This window comes from Rhodococcus rhodnii NBRC 100604, assembly GCF_001894925.1.
In the GTDB taxonomy this organism is placed as follows: domain Bacteria; phylum Actinomycetota; class Actinomycetes; order Mycobacteriales; family Mycobacteriaceae; genus Rhodococcus_F; species Rhodococcus_F rhodnii.
In genome coordinates this window covers 234,558-253,848 of the sequence record NZ_BCXD01000006.1, presented here as the reverse complement: position 1 = coordinate 253,848, position 19,291 = coordinate 234,558, and the positions used below count along the sequence as shown (strand labels likewise).

25 protein-coding genes, 1 tRNA gene and 1 riboswitch are annotated in these 19,291 nt (G+C 69.1%); of the genes, 15 read left to right on the top strand and 11 right to left on the bottom strand.

Annotated features, from left to right (window positions below):
• Positions 1-10: 10 nt before the first annotated feature.
• From RR1_RS06705 to RR1_RS06695, 3 genes are all read right to left on the bottom strand, one after another.
• Complete coding sequence (locus tag RR1_RS06705; protein ID WP_010837688.1) at positions 11-1,021, bottom strand: phosphotransferase family protein; 1,011 nt, start codon at positions 1,019-1,021, stop codon at positions 11-13.
• Between the two features lies 1 nt (position 1,022).
• Positions 1,023-2,246, bottom strand: coding sequence for an acyl-CoA dehydrogenase family protein (locus tag RR1_RS06700; RefSeq protein WP_051111111.1), 1,224 nt, complete (start codon positions 2,244-2,246; stop codon positions 1,023-1,025).
• 138 nt (positions 2,247-2,384) lie between these two features.
• A complete protein-coding gene (locus tag RR1_RS06695) occupies positions 2,385-2,990 on the bottom strand; it encodes a TetR/AcrR family transcriptional regulator (protein WP_081634123.1) in 606 nt (201 codons plus the stop codon).
• A 97-nt stretch (positions 2,991-3,087) separates the two neighbouring features.
• On the opposite strand from RR1_RS06695, the gene RR1_RS06690 reads away from it, so the two are divergent.
• Positions 3,088-3,876: a MerR family transcriptional regulator gene (locus tag RR1_RS06690; RefSeq protein WP_010837691.1), complete on the top strand. Its 789-nt coding sequence runs from the start codon at positions 3,088-3,090 to the stop codon at positions 3,874-3,876.
• Positions 3,873-4,529, top strand: coding sequence for a hypothetical protein (locus RR1_RS06685; protein ID WP_010837692.1), 657 nt, complete (start codon positions 3,873-3,875; stop codon positions 4,527-4,529). The genes RR1_RS06690 and RR1_RS06685 overlap by 4 nt, the downstream gene beginning before the upstream one ends.
• On the opposite strand, the gene fabG is transcribed toward RR1_RS06685, so the two are convergent.
• The 3 genes from fabG to RR1_RS06670 form a co-directional block, all read right to left on the bottom strand.
• The gene (fabG, locus tag RR1_RS06680) at positions 4,502-5,260 is read right to left on the bottom strand and encodes a 3-oxoacyl-ACP reductase FabG (RefSeq protein WP_010837693.1); all 759 of its coding nucleotides are present in this window, start codon (positions 5,258-5,260) and stop codon (positions 4,502-4,504) included. The two genes, RR1_RS06685 and fabG, sit on opposite strands and share 28 nt — an antisense overlap.
• A gap of 58 nt (positions 5,261-5,318) precedes the next feature.
• A complete protein-coding gene (locus RR1_RS06675; RefSeq protein WP_010837694.1) occupies positions 5,319-6,080 on the bottom strand; it encodes an SDR family NAD(P)-dependent oxidoreductase in 762 nt (253 codons plus the stop codon).
• Positions 6,081-6,177: 97 nt separating this feature from the next.
• Positions 6,178-7,323: an acyl-CoA dehydrogenase family protein gene (locus RR1_RS06670; RefSeq protein ID WP_010837695.1), complete on the bottom strand. Its 1,146-nt coding sequence runs from the start codon at positions 7,321-7,323 to the stop codon at positions 6,178-6,180.
• Positions 7,324-7,499: 176 nt separating this feature from the next.
• Between RR1_RS06670 and RR1_RS06665 the strand changes: the two genes are divergently transcribed.
• From RR1_RS06665 to RR1_RS06615, 11 genes are all read left to right on the top strand, one after another.
• Positions 7,500-8,090: a TetR/AcrR family transcriptional regulator gene (locus RR1_RS06665; RefSeq protein WP_238558965.1), complete on the top strand. Its 591-nt coding sequence runs from the start codon at positions 7,500-7,502 to the stop codon at positions 8,088-8,090.
• A gap of 34 nt (positions 8,091-8,124) precedes the next feature.
• Positions 8,125-8,445: a hypothetical protein gene (locus tag RR1_RS06660; RefSeq protein ID WP_010837697.1), complete on the top strand. Its 321-nt coding sequence runs from the start codon at positions 8,125-8,127 to the stop codon at positions 8,443-8,445.
• Positions 8,442-9,014: a DUF3558 domain-containing protein gene (locus RR1_RS06655; RefSeq protein WP_071990721.1), complete on the top strand. Its 573-nt coding sequence runs from the start codon at positions 8,442-8,444 to the stop codon at positions 9,012-9,014. The genes RR1_RS06660 and RR1_RS06655 overlap by 4 nt, the downstream gene beginning before the upstream one ends.
• A 96-nt stretch (positions 9,015-9,110) precedes the next feature.
• Positions 9,111-10,187, top strand: a complete 1,077-nt coding sequence (locus tag RR1_RS06650; RefSeq protein WP_040772653.1) for a WXG100 family type VII secretion target — start codon at positions 9,111-9,113, stop codon at positions 10,185-10,187.
• A 111-nt stretch (positions 10,188-10,298) separates the two neighbouring features.
• Positions 10,299-10,493, top strand: a complete 195-nt coding sequence (locus RR1_RS06645) for a hypothetical protein (RefSeq protein ID WP_010837700.1) — start codon at positions 10,299-10,301, stop codon at positions 10,491-10,493.
• 3 nt (positions 10,494-10,496) lie between these two features.
• Positions 10,497-11,264 (top strand): ESX secretion-associated protein EspG, encoded by a 768-nt coding sequence (locus RR1_RS06640; protein ID WP_010837701.1) that lies wholly within the window; start codon positions 10,497-10,499, stop codon positions 11,262-11,264.
• Positions 11,265-11,281: 17 nt separating this feature from the next.
• Positions 11,282-11,755, top strand: coding sequence for a DUF309 domain-containing protein (locus RR1_RS06635; protein WP_010837702.1), 474 nt, complete (start codon positions 11,282-11,284; stop codon positions 11,753-11,755).
• The gene (locus RR1_RS06630) at positions 11,755-12,396 is read left to right on the top strand and encodes an LON peptidase substrate-binding domain-containing protein (RefSeq protein ID WP_143153740.1); all 642 of its coding nucleotides are present in this window, start codon (positions 11,755-11,757) and stop codon (positions 12,394-12,396) included. The genes RR1_RS06635 and RR1_RS06630 overlap by 1 nt, the downstream gene beginning before the upstream one ends.
• A 46-nt stretch (positions 12,397-12,442) precedes the next feature.
• The gene (locus tag RR1_RS06625; protein ID WP_040772689.1) at positions 12,443-13,288 is read left to right on the top strand and encodes an alpha/beta fold hydrolase; all 846 of its coding nucleotides are present in this window, start codon (positions 12,443-12,445) and stop codon (positions 13,286-13,288) included.
• 57 nt (positions 13,289-13,345) lie between these two features.
• Positions 13,346-13,422: transfer RNA gene (locus tag RR1_RS06620), tRNA-Met, on the top strand.
• A gap of 144 nt (positions 13,423-13,566) precedes the next feature.
• Positions 13,567-14,418 (top strand): alpha/beta hydrolase, encoded by an 852-nt coding sequence (locus RR1_RS06615; RefSeq protein WP_010837705.1) that lies wholly within the window; start codon positions 13,567-13,569, stop codon positions 14,416-14,418.
• On the opposite strand, the gene RR1_RS06610 is transcribed toward RR1_RS06615, so the two are convergent.
• Together RR1_RS06610 and RR1_RS06605 are read right to left on the bottom strand one after the other, a co-directional pair.
• A complete protein-coding gene (locus RR1_RS06610; RefSeq protein WP_010837706.1) occupies positions 14,409-14,960 on the bottom strand; it encodes a gluconokinase in 552 nt (183 codons plus the stop codon). The genes RR1_RS06615 and RR1_RS06610 overlap by 10 nt on opposite strands.
• A gap of 37 nt (positions 14,961-14,997) precedes the next feature.
• Positions 14,998-16,383, bottom strand: coding sequence for a GntP family permease (locus tag RR1_RS06605; protein ID WP_010837707.1), 1,386 nt, complete (start codon positions 16,381-16,383; stop codon positions 14,998-15,000).
• A gap of 83 nt (positions 16,384-16,466) precedes the next feature.
• A riboswitch (guanidine-III (ykkC-III) riboswitch) is annotated at positions 16,467-16,528 on the top strand.
• Between the two features lie 21 nt (positions 16,529-16,549).
• Between RR1_RS06605 and RR1_RS06600 the strand changes: the two genes are divergently transcribed.
• On the top strand, positions 16,550-16,864 hold the full coding sequence (locus RR1_RS06600) for a DMT family transporter (RefSeq protein ID WP_010837709.1): 315 nt from the start codon (positions 16,550-16,552) through the stop codon (positions 16,862-16,864).
• 13 nt (positions 16,865-16,877) lie between these two features.
• Here the strand turns inward: RR1_RS06600 and RR1_RS06595 are convergent, their stop codons facing one another.
• The 3 genes from RR1_RS06595 to RR1_RS06585 form a co-directional block, all read right to left on the bottom strand.
• Entirely contained in the window at positions 16,878-17,135 is a 258-nt protein-coding gene (locus RR1_RS06595) for a GlsB/YeaQ/YmgE family stress response membrane protein (RefSeq protein WP_010837710.1), read from the bottom strand.
• A 159-nt stretch (positions 17,136-17,294) separates the two neighbouring features.
• Entirely contained in the window at positions 17,295-18,482 is a 1,188-nt protein-coding gene (locus tag RR1_RS06590) for a DUF8462 domain-containing protein (RefSeq protein ID WP_010837711.1), read from the bottom strand.
• Between the two features lie 73 nt (positions 18,483-18,555).
• Entirely contained in the window at positions 18,556-18,738 is a 183-nt protein-coding gene (locus tag RR1_RS06585) for a hypothetical protein (protein WP_010837712.1), read from the bottom strand.
• A 25-nt stretch (positions 18,739-18,763) separates the two neighbouring features.
• Here RR1_RS06585 and RR1_RS06580 point away from each other — a divergent pair, with 25 nt between their 5' ends.
• Complete coding sequence (locus RR1_RS06580) at positions 18,764-19,288, top strand: CGNR zinc finger domain-containing protein (protein ID WP_010837713.1); 525 nt, start codon at positions 18,764-18,766, stop codon at positions 19,286-19,288.
• Positions 19,289-19,291 lie beyond the last annotated feature (3 nt).

Here is a 19,291-nt window from a genome sequence, read left to right as displayed (position 1 = left end):
CGCGGCGAGTTCAGCCCACGGCGTCGAGACCCGCTGCGACGAAACGCGGAACTGCGGAGCCCGCGGTGTCCAGCCCGTCGCCGGCGGCCCCCGCGCGATGACGATGGTCGATGCCCTGCGCGATGACCGCCATCTTGAAGTTCGCGAGCCCGAGGTGGAAGTCCCAGTCGTGGATGTCACGGCCCGACGCCTCGCTGTAGCGATGGGCGAGGGCGTCGCCATCGGGCAGTCGATCGCTCGTCCACGCCGCACGGTCGCCGAGCACGGTGTCCAGTGCCGGATTGCGGTACACGCACATCAGCGCGACGTCCGCGAGCGGATCGCCCAGCGTCGACAGTTCCCAGTCGACGACGGCGGCGACGCGCGCGGGATCGGCCGTCGACAGGATCGTGTTGTCGATCCGGTAGTCGCCGTGCACGATCGCGGCGCCCGACCGCGCCGGGATCGACGCCGCGAGCCTCGCGTGGAGCCGATCGACGTCCGCGGACTCCGCCGCCTTGACGTGCTGCCACTGCCGCGCCCACAGCGCGACCTGACGTTCGAGATAGCCGTTCGGACGGCCGAAGTCGGCGAGTCCCACCGCCTCGTGATCGACGGCGTGCAGCCGCGCGAGCACACCGACGAGCTCGGTCACGACGTCGTCGACCTCCCCGAGTCCGTCGAGTTCGTCGGCGGTGCGCACGACGCGCCCCTCCACCCACTCCACGACGGTGAACGGCGCACCCATGACGGAGTCGTCCTCGCACAACGCGATCGCCGCGGCAACGGGAACACCGGTGTCGCGGAGCGCCGAGGTGACGCGGAACTCGCGCCCGACGTCGTGCGCGGACGGCGTGAGTCCCGCGGTCGGCGGACGACGAACCACCCAGACCGTCTCGCCGTCGGTCACGCGGTAGGTGAGATTGGACTTTCCACCCGAGAGCGCGCTCGCCCGAAGCGGTCCCGCGACGGCGCAGCCGCGATCCTCGAGGAAGCGGCGCAGGGCGATCGGCTCGAGACCCGGCAGTGTCGTCTCGGTCATCTCAGCTCTCCTCGGTTCCCGGCGCCACCTGCATCACGGACTTCGCCGCGCGCACAGCACGTTTCGCGATCGCCCAGCGGTGGACCTCGGACGGTCCGTCGTACACCCGGAACGGCCGCACCTCACGTGAGAGTCGCGCGAGCGGCAGATCGTCGGACACGCCCAGGCCGCCGCACATCTGGATCGAGCGGTCGACGATGCGGAAGGTCGCCTCGGCGGCATAGGTCTTGGCGATCGACGTCGCATCGGAGGCCGGGAGGCCCTGGTCGAGCTCCCAGCATGCGCGCAGCAGGAGCGCGCGGGTCGCGGCGATGTCGATCTCGTTGTCCGCGACCATGTGCTGAACCATTCCGAGATCGCCCAGCGCGGACCCGAATCCCTTCCTACGTGCGATGTAGCCGAGTGCGACGTCGTGGCCGCGGCGGGCGGCACCGAGCCAGCGCATCACATGGGTCATGCGTGCGGGGCCGAGGCGCACCTGCGCGTAGCGGTAGCCCTCGTCGACCTCGCCCAGCACGGCGTCGTCCGGAACCAGAACGTCGGTGAAGGCGACCTCGCAGTGGCCGCCGATCATCGCGCGGTCGAGCGTGCCGATGTGCCGCTCGACGGCGATGCCCGGCAGGTGCGCGGGGGCAAGGAACATCGTCGCCCCGCCGCGGTCACCCGGCTCGCCCGACGTCCTCGCCATGACCACGAAGAAGGCGGCGCCGTCGGCGCCGGTGATGAAATGCTTGCGGCCGCTGATCTTCCAGCCGCCCGCCACCCTCTCGGCGCGGGTCGTCAGGGCGGCCGGATCGGATCCGGCCCCCGGGGCGGGCTCGGTCATCGCGAACGCCGACCGCACCTCCCCGCGCGCCAGCGGTTCGAGGAACTCCGCCTTCTGATCCTCGGTCGCGATCTCGGCGAGCATGTGGACGTTGCCCTCGTCGGGCGCGGCGATGCCGAGCGCGGTCGGGCCGAACAGCGAGTAGCCCGCGGCCTCGAACACCGGCGCGCGGTCGCACATCCCGAGTCCGCCCCCGCCGTACTCGGCGGGAGCGTGCGGCGCGAAGATGCCGGCGGCCTTCGCCCGCCCTTGCAGGTCGATGCGGACGTCGTCGCCGCCTGCCACCGTGATGTCGCCGTCGAACTCGTCCTCCACCGGGAGCACGACGTCGCGCACGAAGACCTCGGTGCGGTCCACCAGACGCTGGACCTCCACCGGTACCGACAGATCGACCGCCATATCCATCCTTCGCGTCGTCGTCCGAAACTGGACCGACCGAACGATCGCTCGGTCGTCTTCGACAGTGACACGGACCACCCGTGCGCGTCAAGGGTCGGGGATATCCCTCGGCGTCGGCGAGTGGCGACGGCGCTGGCGTCAGCGAGCGCCGACGGCGCTGCGGGCTACCGCGAGATACCGCCGCACGATCTCGTCCGGGGAGAGCGGCCCGTCCGGGCGATACCAGGTCGACACGGCGACGCACATCGTCACGACGGCGCGGCTCGCGTCCTCGGGAAAGGGGGTGTCGAACACGCCCGCCGCCACACCGGCGCGCACGACGTCGTCGACCATGCGTTGCTGCTCGTCGCGCCGCGCGATGTACGCAGCGCGCGCGTCCGGCTCCATGTTCTCGGTCTCGCGCGAGGCGATGAGCGAACTCTCACGGCGAAACATGTGAAACCGCAAGAGGTTCTCGACGATCGCGTCGAACTGTGCGCTCGGCCCCTGTCCTGCGGACGCCGACGCGGCATACGAGCGGGTCAGCAGATCGTCCATGACGGCGTCGGTGAGCCCGACGAGCAGCGCCTGCTTCGACGGATAGTGGTGGTACAGGCCCGGCACCGACAGCCCCGCGCGGGACGCGATCTCGCGAATGGACGTGCCGTCGTATCCGCGCTCGACGAACGCCGAGGCCGCGGCGGCGAGCACGCGCGAGAGCCCCTGCTCGCGGTACTCGCGCCAGTCCGGCAGGTCGGTCGTCATGGGTTCACGGTAGAGCATGGCCGACCGATCGATCGCTCGTGATTCGACCGGCACCAAGTGTTGACTCCGACGTAGCGTCAGGGTCGAGACTGGCGGCATGCGAATCGGACAGATGGCTCGGGCAGCAGGGACCACGGTGCGCGCGGTGCGGCACTATCACCGACTGGGGCTGCTCGGCGAACCTCACCGGACCTCGAACGGCTACCGCGACTACACGATCGCCGACCTCGCGCGGCTCATGCGCATTCGCTGGCTCGCCGCCGAAGGGCTCCCGCTCGATTCCGTCGCGACCGTCCTCGGCGCCGCCGACGATGCCGATCGCGACGGCGACCTCAGGACGGACCTGCTCGCGCTGACCGCGGACACTCGCCGACAGATCGCGCTGCTGCAACGCAAGCTGGACAGCCTCCAGCGTCTCCTCGACGCCGTCGACCAGGGCAGACGTCCGACCGCACTCCCCCGAGACCTCGCGGACGCCTTCGACAAGCAGTCGGTGGCCGCCACCGATCCTTCTGCTGCGCTCGCACTCGCGCGCGAGCGGGATCTCGTCGAGATGCTGGCGATCAGCGGAGAGGCACCGAGCGACCTGTTCACGTGGTTCGCCGGCGCTCTCGCCGATCCTGATTCCGCTGCGACGTACCGGGCGCTGCTCCGCAGATGGGGCGAGCTCGAAGGAAGGAACCCGACCGAGCGCACCGACGACATCGAGCTGCTCGCTCACGACCTCGCCGGGCACCTCGACGGACTGATTCCTGGCCACGCGGACGTCGACACGGCACCGAGCTTTCCCGGATTCACGCTCCCCGACGTCGTACCCGACGCCGCGCAGCGGGCCGTGATCGAACGCGCGATCACGATCCTCGCCGCGGGCGAGCAGGCACGATGACGACGCCCGGGTGGTGGCGGAGGCTCGCCGCCCTGTGGTCGTGGGCCCTGCGCAGATCGTTCCGTCCCGCGGCCGGGGCGGTGGCGCTTCCCGGCGCCGCCGGATCGATGGCGGTCCCGGCCGCGTTCGCGGCGGCGACGGCGGTGGAGGTCGCCGTCCTCCATCTCGTGGTGCCGTGGCTGTGGTTGTCGGTGCTTCTCGCAGGGGTGTCGTTGTGGTCGGTCGCGTTGCTGCTGGGCCACGTCGCGCTCGACGCCGTCCACCCGCACACGATCGACGACGCCGCACTCACGCTGCGACGCCACGGCGAGGTCGTCGCGGAGATCGCTGTGTGCTCGCTCGCCGGCGTCGTGCGTCGCCGGTCGCTGTCGGCGGAGACCGGCATCGACGGCGGCACCCTCACGCTCGCCGGAACCGACGGAACGAACGTCGAGATCACGCTGACCGAGCCGGTGTCGGCGCGAATCCCCCCGGCGTTCTCGGCTCCGGGTGCTCGGATGCCGATCGATCGAGTTCTGCTGTGGCTCGACGACGCGCCCGGCGCGGTGGAGACGATCCGGCGTGCCGTGACACGAGCCGGGGCCGGGCGGGCGACGATCTCCCACCCGGCCCCGCCCGCAATGGATCAGTCCTTCGGACCACCGGCGACGTAGACGACCTGGCCGGAGACGAATCCGGCGCCCTCGCTCGCGAAGAACGAGGCGGTGTGGGCGATGTCCTCGGGCTGGCCGACGCGGTTGACCGGAATCTGCGACGCGGCACCCTTCTTGAAGTCCTCGTACGGGACGCCGACGCGGGCGGCGGTCGCCGCCGTCATGTCCGTCTCGATGAAGCCGGGCGCGATCGCGTTGGCGGTGACGCCGAACTTGCCCAGTTCGATCGCGAGCGTCTTGGTGAAGCCCTGCATCCCGGCCTTGGCCGCCGAGTAGTTCGCCTGCCCGCGGTTGCCGAGCGCCGACGTGCTCGACAGGTTGACGATGCGGCCGAACTTCGCGTCCACCATGTGCTTCTGGCATGCGCGCGCCATGAGGAACGCGCCGCGCAGATGCACGGCCAGGACGGAGTCCCAGTCGTCCACGCTCATCTTGAAAAGCATGTTGTCGCGGATGATTCCGGCGTTGTTGACGAGGATCGTCGGCGCGCCCAGTTCCGTCGCGATCTTCTCGACGGCTGCGGCGACGGACTCCTCGTCCGCGACGTTCGCGCCCACCGCGATCGCCTCGCCGCCGGCAGCCTTGATCGCATCGACGGTGCCCGCGCACGCGGCTTCGTCGAGATCGAGTACCGCGACGGCGTTTCCGTCCACGGCGAGGCGCTGCGCGACGGCGGCACCGATTCCGCGAGCCGATCCGGTGACGATCGCGACCCTGCGCTGCTGACTCATGTGGTTCCTCTCGGTTGTGGTGCCGCTCCGGCCGTCCGCTGTCTCTACGGGCGGACGGTCACGTGATGGTGATGCCGCCGTCCACCGCGATGGTCTGGCCGGTGACGTAGCCGCCGGCGGACGACACGAGCCACACGAGGGTCGCAGCGAGTTCCTCGGCGTCGCCGAGACGCGGGATCGCGAGGCGCGACTGCATCGACTCGAGGTAACCGGGCTTGTACGTCTCGGTCATCTCGGACTGGAAGAATCCTGGCGCGATCGCGTTGACCCGGATGCCCTTGCGAACGCCCCACTGCTGCGCGAGATCTCGCGTCAGTCCGATGATCGCGGCCTTGCTCGCGGCGTACGCGGCCTGCGGCAGCCCCGCGGTGGTCAGTCCGAGGACGCTCGAGATGTTGACGATCGAGCTGCCCGGGTTCATCACTCGCCCCGCCGCCTGCGCGGCCCAGTACGAGCCGTTCAGGTTGATGTCGACGACCTGCCGGAACTCCTCGGGCTTCTCGCGAGTCGCGGGGACGGCGGTGCCGATGCCTGCGTTGTTCACGAGCACGTCGACGCGGCCGAAGCGTTCCATCGCGGCGTCGATCATGTGCTGGGCCTGCTCGGGATCGGCGATGTCGGTCGCCACCGTGAGCGCCTTGCGGCCCGCATCCTCGACGAGGCGGGCGGTCTGCTCGAGCCGGTCGACGCGGCGCGCGGCGAGCACGACGTCCGCACCCGCCTCGGCGACCGCCTTCGCGAACGCGACACCGAGCCCGGACGACGCACCCGTGACGACGACGACCCGGTCGGTCAGCCTGAACTTGTCGAGAACGGACATACAACACTCCATCGGTGTAGTCGTGGTCACAACAGGTGTAGCAAACCGGACGGGCTCACCGCATCGGTGGGTGCCGACGAGCCCGTCCGATCGTGGCTCAGAGGCCCAGGTCGCGGCCGATGAGTTCCTTCATGATCTCGTTCGAGCCCGCCCAGATCTTGGTGACACGCGCGTCCTTCCACGCCCGGGCGGCGCGGTACTCGTTCATGAATCCGTAGCCGCCGTGCAGCTGGACGCAGTGATCGAGGACCTCGTTCTGTACCTGCGCGGTCCACCACTTCGCCTTCGCGGCATCCACCGCCGTGAGCTCGCCGTCGGCATGGGCGGCGACACACTGATCGACGTACGCCTGCGTCACCTCGACGCGCGTGACGAGGTCGGCGAAGAGGAACTTGTTCCACTGCAGCGAGCCGATCGGCTGCCCGAACGCCTTGCGCTCCTTCGCATATTGCAGCGTCTCCTCGAGGATCGGGGCAGCGTGCGCGATGTTCGCGACGGCGGCACCGACGCGTTCCTGGGGGAGCATCTGCATCATGTGGATGAAGCCGCGATCGAGTTCACCGATGATGTTCTCGCTCGGGACGCGAACATCCTCGAAGAACAGTTCGGCCGTGTCGGATTCGGGCTGGCCGACCTTGTCGAGCTTGCGGCCGCGCTGGAATCCCTCGGTGCCGTTCTCGACGGCGAACAGCGTGATGCCCTTCGCCTTCTTCTCGGGGCTCGTCCGTGCGGCGACGATCACGAGGTCGGCGTTGTAGCCGTTCGTGATGAAGGTCTTGGAGCCGTTGATGATCCAGTCGTCGCCGTCGCGCACCGCCGTCGTCTTGAGGGCCGCGAGGTCGGAGCCGCCGGACGGCTCGGTCATGCCGATGGCGGTCAGCAGTTCGCCCGTGCAGAAGCGCGGCAGCCACCGCTGCTTCTGCTCCTCGGTCGTCAGCTGGACGAGGTACGGCGCGCACACGTCCGCGTGGATGCCGAAGCTCGATGCGAGCGCAGCGCTGCTGCGCGAGAGCTCCTCGGCGAGAACGGCGTTGAAGCGGTAGTCGCCCGCCTCGCTGCCGCCGTACTGCTCGGGGACCTCGAGGCCGAGGAAGCCGTTCTTGCCGGCCTCGAGCCACACGTCGCGGTCGATGAACCGCTGCTCGATGAACTTCTCCTCGAGCGGCGTGACGTTGCGCGTCACGAACTCGCGTGCCGATTCGCGGAACGCCTCGTGGTCGGGTCCGTACAGGGTGCGTCGCATCGATCGCTCCTTCGTCGTGGGTCGCCCGGCAGCGAGCCGAGCCGCGGGCCGTTGTAAGCACCTGCTTATTTTCTAAGCGTGTGCTTATACTGAGACGCGACCGACCCTCCTGTCAACAGTCGCCGACCGAGGCCGGCGCATGCGTGGAGAGGACTGATGGCGCGATGGAACCCGAGATGAGCAGGTCGAAGGCCGCGGCGCGCATTCGTGCGGCGGCCGTCGCCGAATTCGCCGAACACGGCTACGGCGGGACGACGACGCGTCAGATCGCCGCCCGCCTCGACCTGAGCCCCGCGGCGATGTACCCGCACTATCGGTCGAAGGAAGAACTCCTCTTCGCGATCAGCTACGAGGGACACCGCGAGACGCAGGAGGTGCTCGCCGAGTCGGATCTCCCCGGCGAACAGCCCGTCGTCCGGTTGCGATCGCTCATCGCGGCATTCACGCGATGGCAGGCGGCGCATCACGCCCTCGCCAAGGTCGTCCAGTACGAGCTCGGCGCGCTGACCCCCGAGCACTACCTCACCGTGGTCGAGGTGCGTCGATCCATCACCGCGCTCTTCCGCAGCGTCGTCGAGAAGGGAATCACGACAGGCGATTTCGATTCCCCCGATGCCGAGGGCGTGACCCTCGCCCTGATGTCGCTGTGCGTCGACGTGTGCCGATGGTTCCCGGCGGGCGCGTACACGGACCCCGACGCCGTCGCGACGCTGTATGCCGACCTCGCCACCAGACTCGTCGGTGCCGAACCCGCCACGCTAGGCTGAGCGGCCGAACGGCCGAGGCACAGGGGAGGCACCGATGGCTGTAGTACGACTCGACGAAGGAACCATCGAGAAATGCGTCGCACACTGCGACGACATGCTCGACAAGCTCGTTGACGCACGCTCGCTGACCCGAACTCTCGAAATCGGAAGTGCCTTCGGAGGCTTCGTGTCGAGCCATCAGCTGGCAGCTGGATACAACGCCAAAGCTAACGAAACGAGCGAATGCTTGGACCGGTTCATCGACGCCGTCACCGCAATGCGTGAAGCCTTCGTCGCAGGTGGCGAAGCGTATGCCGATACCGACAGCAGCGTAAGCACCAAGCTTCGGAGCATTTCAGGGAGCCGGGTGTCATGATTCGCTCAGTCCTGCGCGCTGGTGCGATCGCCGCCCTGGCGTCTCTGCCCATCGCTTGCAGCAGTACGCCAGACGCGGTTGATATCGAGACACCCACCACCACGGAAGCGCCTCGGCATGTCGACATGTCGGATCGCCCTCACGTCACCTTCGATCCGTGTCACCACCTGGGCGACGAAGTCATGCGCAGCGCAGGTTACGACCCTGGCACCAAGGAGAGCACCGATTTCCTCGCCGACTCGTACACGACCCTCGGCTGCATGTGGAAGACGGATCCACGCCAGTATCGGATCACTGTGCTGTCGAGCAATTTCACCGCCGACGAACAACGCGAAAGGTTCTCGGAGCACACCACGTCGATACCAGTGGCCGGTTCAGAGGCGATCAGATTGATCGACCCCGACATGCCAGACGAGTGCGCCGACATCGTCGCAACCGAATTCGGAGCAGTGCTCATCAACCGCTTGGACCAGAATCTGATGACCGGTGGCGCTACGCCGGAACAGCGATGCGCGGGTATGGACGAGACCGTCGAGATCATCCTCGACGCGATGAACGCGCCGCGCTGAACACCGCAACCGCCCGAGCGCGGCTGTCTGTGACGTGCAGTAGCATCGGGCGAAGCGGGCACGGGGAGAGGGCCCGACGACCAGGGGGAATCGCACATGTCCGGGGACACTCCAGCGGCCGACATGCCACCGCTTCCGTTCGGGCTGTTGGGCACCGAGGATCCGGGCGCGCGCGCTCAAGCACCCGACCCTGACAACACCTTCGTCAAGCTCCACCCCCACCTGCTCAACAGTGAGGCAGCCGTCGAGGGGCGGCTGAACGCGTCGGGCGCCCGCGACGGCGGCTTCGACGGCGAGGTCGATCCGCCCTACATCCAGCACATGGACAATTTCATCGGCATGACCCTCGAAGAGATCGTGTCGATGGCCGGGCCCATTCGCTCCGGCGACATCGGCGCCGTCAAGGACGCCTACAAATCGATCGCCGCGAAGGCCGACATCTCCGCCGAACTCGCAGCACTCGTCGCCACGATGACCGAAGGCTGGGAAGGCGACGCACAGCAGGCCGCAGTCGCCTCGGTGCTGAATCTCCGGCAGGACGCCACGGCACTGTCCGACGGGCTCGATCAGATCACCGGCAAGCTCATCGCCGCCGAGGTGACGGCCTCTGCAGTCCAGACTCGGATCCCCGCAATCCCCGTTCCCCCACAACGACTTCCGCTGCTCGCAACCGACGCCGCCGCCGCAGAGACCGCCAAGCAGGCGGCAACGTACGAGGCACGACGCATCATGTCGAGCATCTACGCACCCGGCTACACCGTCGCCGGTACGGACGTGCCGATCATGCCGCACCCCACCGAGGTCTCCCCGGCTTCGACCGGCACACCCTCCGGGTCCCCGGCGTGGGGACAGGGCTCGGGCGGCGGCGCACCGGGAGGTGGAAGCGGCGCTACGCCAAACACTTCCGGCATTTCCGAATCCCGCGACGGCGCACACGGTGAGGACGCCACCACACAGGCGGCGAGTGCCGACGCCCCAGGTGCAGCGAGCTCCTCGGGGAATGCCACGGGTGGATCGGCGGGCGGCTTCGGCTCTGCCACCACTTCCGCGGCGTCGACGGCCGCCGGCACGGCGGGTGCATACCCCGCAGCGCCCGGCACCGCGAGCCACAGTGCCGGGATCTACGGCACCGGCGGCCACAACGGTGGGGGCGGCTTCGCTGGTGGCGGCTGACCGGGCGGCGCGGCGCGGCGCAGGAGCGACGAACGTGAACCGGCCCCCGGCGCCGCCGCGGGCGCGATCCCCGGTGCAGCAGCGGGTGCCGCTGCAGCCGCAGGCGCGAACATGGTGAAGTCCGGCATGGGACGCCCGCCGATCGGAATGGGTGCGCCGATGATGGCCGCCGCCCCGGGTGGAGCGCGCGCGAACGGCGCCGAGGACACCGAGCACGAGACGCCGAGTTACCTCGTCACCGTCGACAACGGCAACGAACTCGTCGGCGACCTCGCCCCCGTCTCACCGCCGGTGATCGGCGGCTGACCCGTGGACACGACGTTGACGTCCGAGCAGTTCTCGGCCCTCTGGAGCGCCACCGGCCTCGATCATGTGCCACATCCGCTGCACTACCGAGGATCGGCAGCGACCCTCGACGACCAACAGCACATCGACCGCGCACTGAACTCGTGGACGACGTCGCACCACGACCCCGCGCTCGCGTCGGCGATCGACGTCCTCCGCCACGCCGAACTGTCGGTGTCGCTCATCGCCTCCCCCACCGCGACGACTCCCGAACTGCGTCGCCGCGCCGCGATCCGTGGGCGTCACGTCGTCGTCGTCGAACAGGGTGACGACGCCGCCGGTGACGTCACGGTCTGGGCGCAGTCGGGACGCACCGACCCCGACCTGTCGTGGCTCGCCGGCACGCTGCTGCACGGACTCACGAACGTCCCGCCCGGCCGGACTGCCGAAGTCACCGCACACCCGGACGACCTCACCGCGACCGGCGCCGCGGGTGTCCTGCGTTCCTCGTACTCGCGGGGCGCGCCCGTCCTCGCCGGGATCGTCGCCCGACGCGAAGCCGCGGGGTACGTGATGCTGCTCGGACCGTTCGACGGCGCCGATGAGCCCTGCCGCGACCAGTTCACGTGGCTCGACGTCGCAGGTGACGGGCGCTACCTGTACGTCCGCGACGATCTCGTCCGGCTGACACGCGCAGACGAATCGACGCTCCGGGCGGAGCTGACGACTCGCTGCGCGAACGCGCTTCGCGGCGCGGCCGCACCCGCCGAACCCCGGGCGGCATGGCAATGACCCGTTAGGGTGGGTTCATGCCCGACCGGGATCGCGACGACGACGGCCGGCCCCGCAACGCGCGGCCGCGCGACGGTCTCGGCCGCCCGCTTCCGCACGGCACTCCCGGCGTCGAGCCGATGCCGGAGGATCTCGAACTCGACCCCGACGAGGCGGTGACCGAAGGCCAGCGCCTGCTCGATCACGAACGCCCCTTCCACGCCCACGAAGTGTTCGAGAGCGTCTGGAAGGCCGCATCACCCGAGGAACGCGATCTGTGGCAGGGACTCGCCCAGCTCGCCGTGGGTGTCACGCACATCGCGCGCGGCAACGTCACCGGCGCGCGCACCGTGCTCGCCCGTGCCCACTCCCGAATCCGGCTGTACGAGAACGATCCTCCGTACGGACTCGATATCGCAGGTCTCACGACGTGGCTCGAACACGTCGAGTACGAGATCGATGCCGACCGGCTGCAGACCCCGCTGCCCGTGCCACGATTGCGGCTCCCGTGATCGAGCGGCTGCCGATGTTCCCGCTGGGTTCGTGTTTTCTTCCGGGACAACGACTTCCATTGCACATCTTCGAGCCACGCTATGCGCGTCTCGTCGAGGACGCGCTGGACGAGAACCCGGCCGAGCCCACCTTCGGCGTCGTCCTCATCGCACGCGGAAGCGAAGTGGGCGGTGGCGACGAGCGTTACGACGTCGGCACTCTCGCCCGGATCGAAGCGCACGTGCGCGCCGGCGACGGACGTTACGAACTGTTCTGCCGCACGCGCTCGCGGATTCGCGTCCTCGAGTGGCTGCCCGACGACCCGTATCCCGTTGCGCGAGCCGAGGTGTGGGACGACGAGAACACGGGGACGGCGCTCGCGAGCTACGAGTGGACCGGTCTCGTCGAACGACTCGACCACCTGTACGGACTCCTCGGCCGGCTCGCGGATCTGACGGGTTCGGATGTTCCTGCGGCACCGGAGCTCTCGCGGTTCACGGGCGGGCTCGGCGAACGGCTCTACGAGATCGCCTCGTACGTGCCGATGGGCGATGCGGATCGGCAGGGGATACTCGCGGCCCCCGGCGCCGACGAACGCATGCGCGCCGTCGCGGAGACCATCGAGAACGCCGTGGACATGGTCCAGTTCCGGCTGTCGTGACATCATCGGCCGACCGATGCCGGACGAACAGCGAGACGGAGCGGCGATGACACAGCGGACGGATTCGTTCACGCACGACGGACTGCGGTTCGACGTGCGCGATTCGGGGCCGCTCGACGGCACTCCGGTCGTCCTGCTGCACGGCTTCCCGCAGAACTCCCGTAGCTGGGACGGCGTCGCCGCCCATTTGCACGACGCCGGGTTCCGCACGCTCGTCCCGACACAGCGCGGCTACTCCCCCGACGCGCGCCCGCGGCGTATCCGCGACTACCGCGCGAGCGCGCTCGTCGGAGACGTGCTCGCCCTGCTCGACGCCGCCGAACTCCCGAATGCCCATGTCGCCGGACACGATTGGGGCGCGGTCGTCGCGTGGCATCTCGCCGCGGGCCATCCCGATCGCGTGCGCTCGCTGACGGCGGTGTCGGTGCCGCATCCGGCGGCGATGGCGCGCTCGTGGACGAACCCGCGCCAGGCACTGTCGTCCTGGTACATGCTCGCGTTCCAGATCCCGCGTCTGCCCGAACTCGCACTGTCCCGCCCCGCGCTGGCACGCAAGGTTCTGGTCCGCACCGGGCAGGCCCCTCGCGAAGCCGAGCGCGATGCCGAACTCCTGTCGGATCGCGACGTCGTCCGAGGCGCCGTCAACTGGTACCGCGCCATGATGCTGTCGTCGCCGCGCGCACTGACGGCGAAGGTCCGGGTCCCGACGACGATGGTGTGGTCGGACGGCGACGCCGCGATCGACGCCACCGGGCCCGAGCGCACGGCGCGCTACGTCGATGCGCCCTACCGGTTCGTCACGCTGCGCGGCCTGTCGCACTGGATTCCCGACGAGGGGCCCGGAGTGCTCGCCTCCCTGATCGCCGAGACCGTCACCTCTGCAGGTCGGTGACGTCCACGTCACCCTGGCGTCACCCACTCGTCACGTCGTGTACAGTGGAGAACGCAACGCGGGGTGGAGCAGCTCGGTAGCTCGCTGGGCTCATAACCCAGAGGTCGCAGGTTCGAATCCTGTCCCCGCTACCACTGACGAAGGCCCGGAGGCTCAGCCTCCGGGCCTTCGTCGCGTCTCGGGTGCATGTGCCCGACTCCGACCGTCGCCTCTCGCGATCGGTGTGTCACGCACCACTCCCGTGCCATGATGCACCCACACGACACGAGGAGGGTGCGATGAACCGCACGGAGGCGGCCTTCACATCGACGGACGCGACGCGCATCGTCTACGACGTGTGGACGCCCGACGGCCCGCCGCGCGGCGTCCTGGTGCTGTGCCACGGGCTCGGCGAACACGCACGACGCTACGACCACGTCGCCGCCCGGCTCGGTGAACTCGATCTCGTGGTGTACGCGCTCGATCACCGCGGTCACGGCCGCTCCGGCGGCAAGCGAATGCTGTTGCGCGACTGGTCCGACTACGTGCGCGACGTCGGCGCCCTCTTCTCGATCGCCGCACGCGAGCATCCCGGCGCACCGCGATTCCTCCTGGGCCACAGCATGGGTGGCGCGATCGCGCTCTCGTACGCACTGGACCACCAGAGCGAACTCGAGGCGCTGATGCTCTCCGGGCCCGCCGTCGACGTCACGACGGGGACACCGCGTCCGGTGCGCGAGATCGGCAAGGTCCTGGGCGCGATCGCCCCGCGCGTCCCCGTCATGAAGCTCGACGCGGCGGCCGTCTCGCGGGACGCGGCCGTCGTCACGGCGTACCGCGAGGACCCGCTCGTACACCACGGGCTCGTCCCCGCCGGCATCGCGGCGGGCCTGCTCCGCGCGAGCGAATCGTTCCCGGCGAGGCTCTCCGAGCTCACGCTTCCCGTCCTCGTCCAGCACGGCAGCGACGACACGCTGGCACCCGTGTCGGCGGCGGAACTGATTCGCGACGGCGCCGGGTCGCAAGATCTCACCGTCCTGATCTACGACGGCCTCTACCACGAGGTCTTCAACGAACCCGAGCAGGAGACGGTGCTCGGCGACCTCGTCGAGTGGTTGCGCCCCCGCGTCCCCGCCGCAGGTCAGGGCTGAGACTCGGGATCCTGATGCAGCGTCTCGAGGATCGTCGCGGTGATCTCGCGCGGCGTGCGATCGACGTCGACGGTCACGACGTGTTCGTCCGGCGCGGGTGATTCGAGCGTCTGGAACTGCGAATCGAGCAGCGACGGCGGCATGTACTGGTGCTTGCGGTGGCGGACCCGCGTGCCGATCTCGTTCACCGAGCCGTGCAGGAACACGAACACGACGTTGTCGTCGACGCGAAGGATGTCGCGGTAGGCGCGCTTGAGTGCCGAGCACGTGACGATGGCGGCCCGGCCGGCTGCGGTGTGCTCCCGGATCCACGACGCGATCGCCTCGAGCCACGGCCAGCGGTCCTCGTCCGTGAGCGGCGTGCCCGACGCCATCTTGTCGACGTTCGCCTGCGGGTGCAGGTCGTCGCCCTCGAGGAAGTCCCAGCCGGTCGCCTCCTCGAGACGCAGTGCGATCGTGGACTTCCCCGACCCGGACACGCCCATGAGGACGACGACGGGATGCTGCGGGGGTGTCCAGGTCGGCTCGGCGTTCTGGGACATGGTCTCCTCGTTTCGGTGTCGACTCGTCGGGTGGCGGTCAGAGTACGAGGCTCAGGGCGAGCACCCCCGCGAGTCCGGCGACGGAGATCAGGCACTCGAGCACGGTCCACGTCTTGAGGTTCTGTCCGACGGTGAGCCCCAGGTACTCCTTGACCATCCAGAATCCGGCGTCGTTGACGTGGGACAGGAACAGCGAGCCCGACCCGATTGCGAGCACCATGAGCGAGACGTGACTCGTCGAGAGATCGGCCGCGACGGGCGCGAGGATGCCCGCGGCGGTGACGGTCGCGACCGTCGCCGAACCAGTCGCGACGCGGATGAGCGCCGCGACCAGCCAGGCGAGGAACAGCACCGGAAGCGCGCTGTCGCGGACGGCGTCGGCGATGACGTCCGCGATACCCGTGTCGATGAGCACCTGCTTGAAACCGCCACCGGCACCGACGATCAGCAGGATGCCGGCGATCGGCGGGAGGGCGTTGCCGAAGGTCTTCTGCAGGTCCGAGCGGTCCATTCCGCCGCCGACGCCGAGCGTGAGCATGCCGACGATGACGGCGAGGCCGAGCGCGACGATCGGCTGGCCCACGAACCCGATGAACGCCACTGCGGCACTCGTCGAGTCGGGCCAGATCACCTCCTCGAAGGCACGCAACATCATGAGGATGACGGGCAGCAGGATCGTCATCAGGGTGACGACGAACGCCGGTCGGCGGCGGTCGGTGTCGTCGTCACCCTCCGTGGCGCCGAAGAGGTCCGGTGCGGGCACGTCGACCCACTTCGCGGCGAACGTCGAGAACAGCGGTCCCGCGATGATCACCGTCGGGATCGCGACGACGACACCGAGCGCGAGCGTGAGCCCGAGGTTCGCGTCCAGTGCCGAGATCGCGACGAGCGGGCCCGGATGCGGCGGCACGAGACCGTGCATCGCGGACAATCCCGCGAGCGTCGGGATCGCGATCTTCATGAGCGGCAGACCGGAGCGGCGCGTCACGAGAATGATGACGGGCATCAGCAGGACGATGCCGATCTCGAAGAACATCGGAAGACCGATGACCGCGCCGACCAGGCCCATCGTCCACGGCAGCACCCTCGGCGACGACCGCGACACCAGCGTGTCGACGACCTGGTCGGCGCCGCCGGAGTCCGCGAGCAGTTTGCCGAACATCGCGCCGAGACCGATGAGGATGCCGACGCTCCCCATCGTCTCGCCGAATCCCTTTTCGTACGACGTGAGTACGTCGTTCGCGCCGAGACCTGCGCCGAGCCCGACTCCGATCGCGCCGAGCGACAGGGCGAGGAACGGATGCCACCGCTGCCACGTGATGAGCGCGACGATGACGGCGACGCCGATCAGCGCCGCGATGATCAGCCGTGGAGTGCCGGAGACTGCGCCGTCCTGCGCGAGGAGGACGGGTGTCGTGTTCATTCGCTCACGGTAACCGAGTCCTGCACCGCCAGAGTCTGATTCCGCAGCTTGGCCTGCGCTGCGCGGAATCGGTACACTCGACGGCGGAGCTCATACGGCCCCCGGACGAGCGCACCGTACCCGGCCAGCGACAAGACGGTGCCCTTGGTGAAGGAGGGCTCGTCCCATGGCATGGCTCGTTCTCGTGGTGTCCGGCGTTCTCGAAGCGGTCTGGGCGACCGCACTCGGCCGGTCCGAAGGATTCACCCGTCTCGCACCGTCCGCGGTCTTCGCGGTCGCGCTCGTCGCGAGCATGGCGGGGCTCGCGTTCGCGATGCGCGACCTGCCGACCGGCACCGCCTACGCGGTGTGGGTCGGCATCGGCGCGACGCTCACCGTCGCCTACGCGATGATCACCGGCGCCGAAGCGGCATCACTCGCGAAAGTGCTGCTCATCGGCGGGATCGTCGTGTGCGTCGTCGGGCTCAAGGTGCTGCACTGAGCGACGTACGGGACTAGCGCCGTACGAGCTTGACCAGCCACAGCAGGATCACGGCACCGAGCAGGCACGTGAGGAAGCTGAAGATGAGGCCGGCGCCTTCGACGTCGACTCCGATCAGCCCGAGCAGGAAGCCGCCGATCAGGCCGCCGATGACGCCGACGACGACGTTCAGCAGGATCCCCTGTTGTTCGTCGGTGCCCATCACCTTGCTGCCGATCCACCCGGCGAGACCGCCGATGATGATCCACCCGATGATGCCCAAGCCCAGCATGGCGCCTCCTCGCGTAGTGCCGGAATCGCTCCGGTTCCGCTTTCAGCGTCGCAGATGGGTGCGGGCCGCCGTGGGGTTTCGCTGCGGCGATTGCGAACGATCGGCGAGTATCCGCGTCTCTAGTAAATCCACTAGAGATGCGGATACTCGCGATATTCGTCAATCGTGCTGGCTGCGGAGGTACCTGCCGAAGTGCGGGACGGTGAACCCGATCGACCCGCGCTCGGCGGAGTAGATCAGGCCCTTCTTGATCAGACCGTCGCGGGCGGGCGACAGCGACGCCGGTTTGCGGCCGAGTTCCTTCGCGATGGCCGACGTCGCGACGGGCCCGTCGTCACCGGAAAGATCGGCCATCGCGCGCATGTACTCGCGTTCGGCGGGCGTCGCGCGCTCGTAACGTGACCCGAAGAAACCGACCGCGAGTTCCTCCTCGGCGTCGGGCGCGCCGACGCGAACGTCCTCCGCCGTGACGGGGCTTCCCGCCGCGACGTCCCACGTCGCCTTGCCGTAGGCCTGCACGAAGTACGGATACCCGTCGGCCTTGTCGTAGAGCGCGTCGAGGGCGTCCTGCGCGAACTTCACGTCCTCGCGCAGCGCGGGAGCGATGAGTGCTCGATCGGCGGACTCGCGATCGAGCCGATCGATCCGGTGATAGCGGAAGAGCCGCTCGGAGTAGCTCTTCGACGCCGAGAGCACCGCGGGCAGATGCGGCAGTCCGGCTCCGACGACGATGAGCGGGGCCGCGTCCTGGCTCAGTTCGTGGCACGCACCGCAGATCGCCGACACGTCGGCGGGGCCGAGATCCTGCATCTCGTCGATGAAGATCGCAATGCCGACGCCGACGTCGCGGGCGAGCGACGACGCGTCGAGAAGCAGTTCGACGAGGTCGATCTCGATGTCGCCCGAATCGGCCCGGCCCTTGACGGCGGGGGCGTCGATGCCGGGTTGCCAGCGCTCGCGCATCCCCTTGTCCGCGGTGGCCCGCAGCGCGAACGCCTTGAGCACACCGAGGAACTGCTCCACCCGGTCGGGATCGCGGTGGGCGGGGGCGATCTCGCGGATCGCCATGTGCAGCGCCGACGACAGCGGCCGTCGCAGTTCCTGTTCGGGCCGCGCCTCGATCTTGCCGGTGCCCCAGCCGCGCGAGATCGCCGCGGATCGCATCTGGTTGAGCAGCACCGTCTTGCCGACGCCACGCAGGCCCGTGAGCACCGCGCTGCGTTCGGGGCGTCCGCGCGCGACCCGTTCGAGCACCACCTCGAACGATTCGAGCTGCTTCTCGCGTCCCGCGAGTTCGGGGGGACGCTGCCCCGCGCCGGGGGCGTACGGGTTGCGCACCGGGTCCATGCGGGGACGGTAACAACCCGCATCGGAGATTCTGCGGACGTCTAGCGCGTGTCCTAGAGACGACTCGACGGCGCTAGCACGAGGCAGGTCGGCCGACGTGCGTCACGACGTCATCGGACATCCGGCGCAGCGTGACGCCCTGCTCGCCGCACGGGCAGGACCAGTAGACGACGACGCCCTCGCTCGTCCGGTGACGCGACGCCTCCCGCCAGCGGTGGGTGCACGGGGTGGTCGATGTCGCGGGGATGCTGTTCATGACTCGAGGATGATGTAATGGCATTGTGCAGCTCAACCCTTACAGCGAGTACGCCGTGAAGCTCGCCACCGAACTCGCCAACGAGCCGCCGGAATCGCTGGACGAGTTGGTGCAGCGCTGCCTCGATGCCGGCCTCGTCATCGACTTCCCCGTCGTCGACGACGACCTCGCCACGAGCGCTGCGGTCGTCGAGCGCTGGCTCGGGATCGTGGACGCGCCCGACGACGCGGAGCGGGCCACCGCGGTCAACGCGATGCTCGCAGATGCCTCGGCGTATCCCCGCATGACCGATCACGCCGGCGACGGCTGGCATCTGCACTATCGCGACGAGCACCAGCCGCTCGGCCACGTGCTCGCGGCACTGTTCTCCGTCGGCACGGCACTGCACCTCGTCGGACGTGGCATGCACCGGCTCGGCCGCTGCACGGCGGACGGCTGCACTCGCGTCTACGCCGACACCTCTCGCGGCGGCGCACAACGCTACTGCTCGCCCGGCTGCGCCAACCGGGACGCGGTGCGCCGGCATCGCGCTCGCCGGAGCATGGCGTGAGCC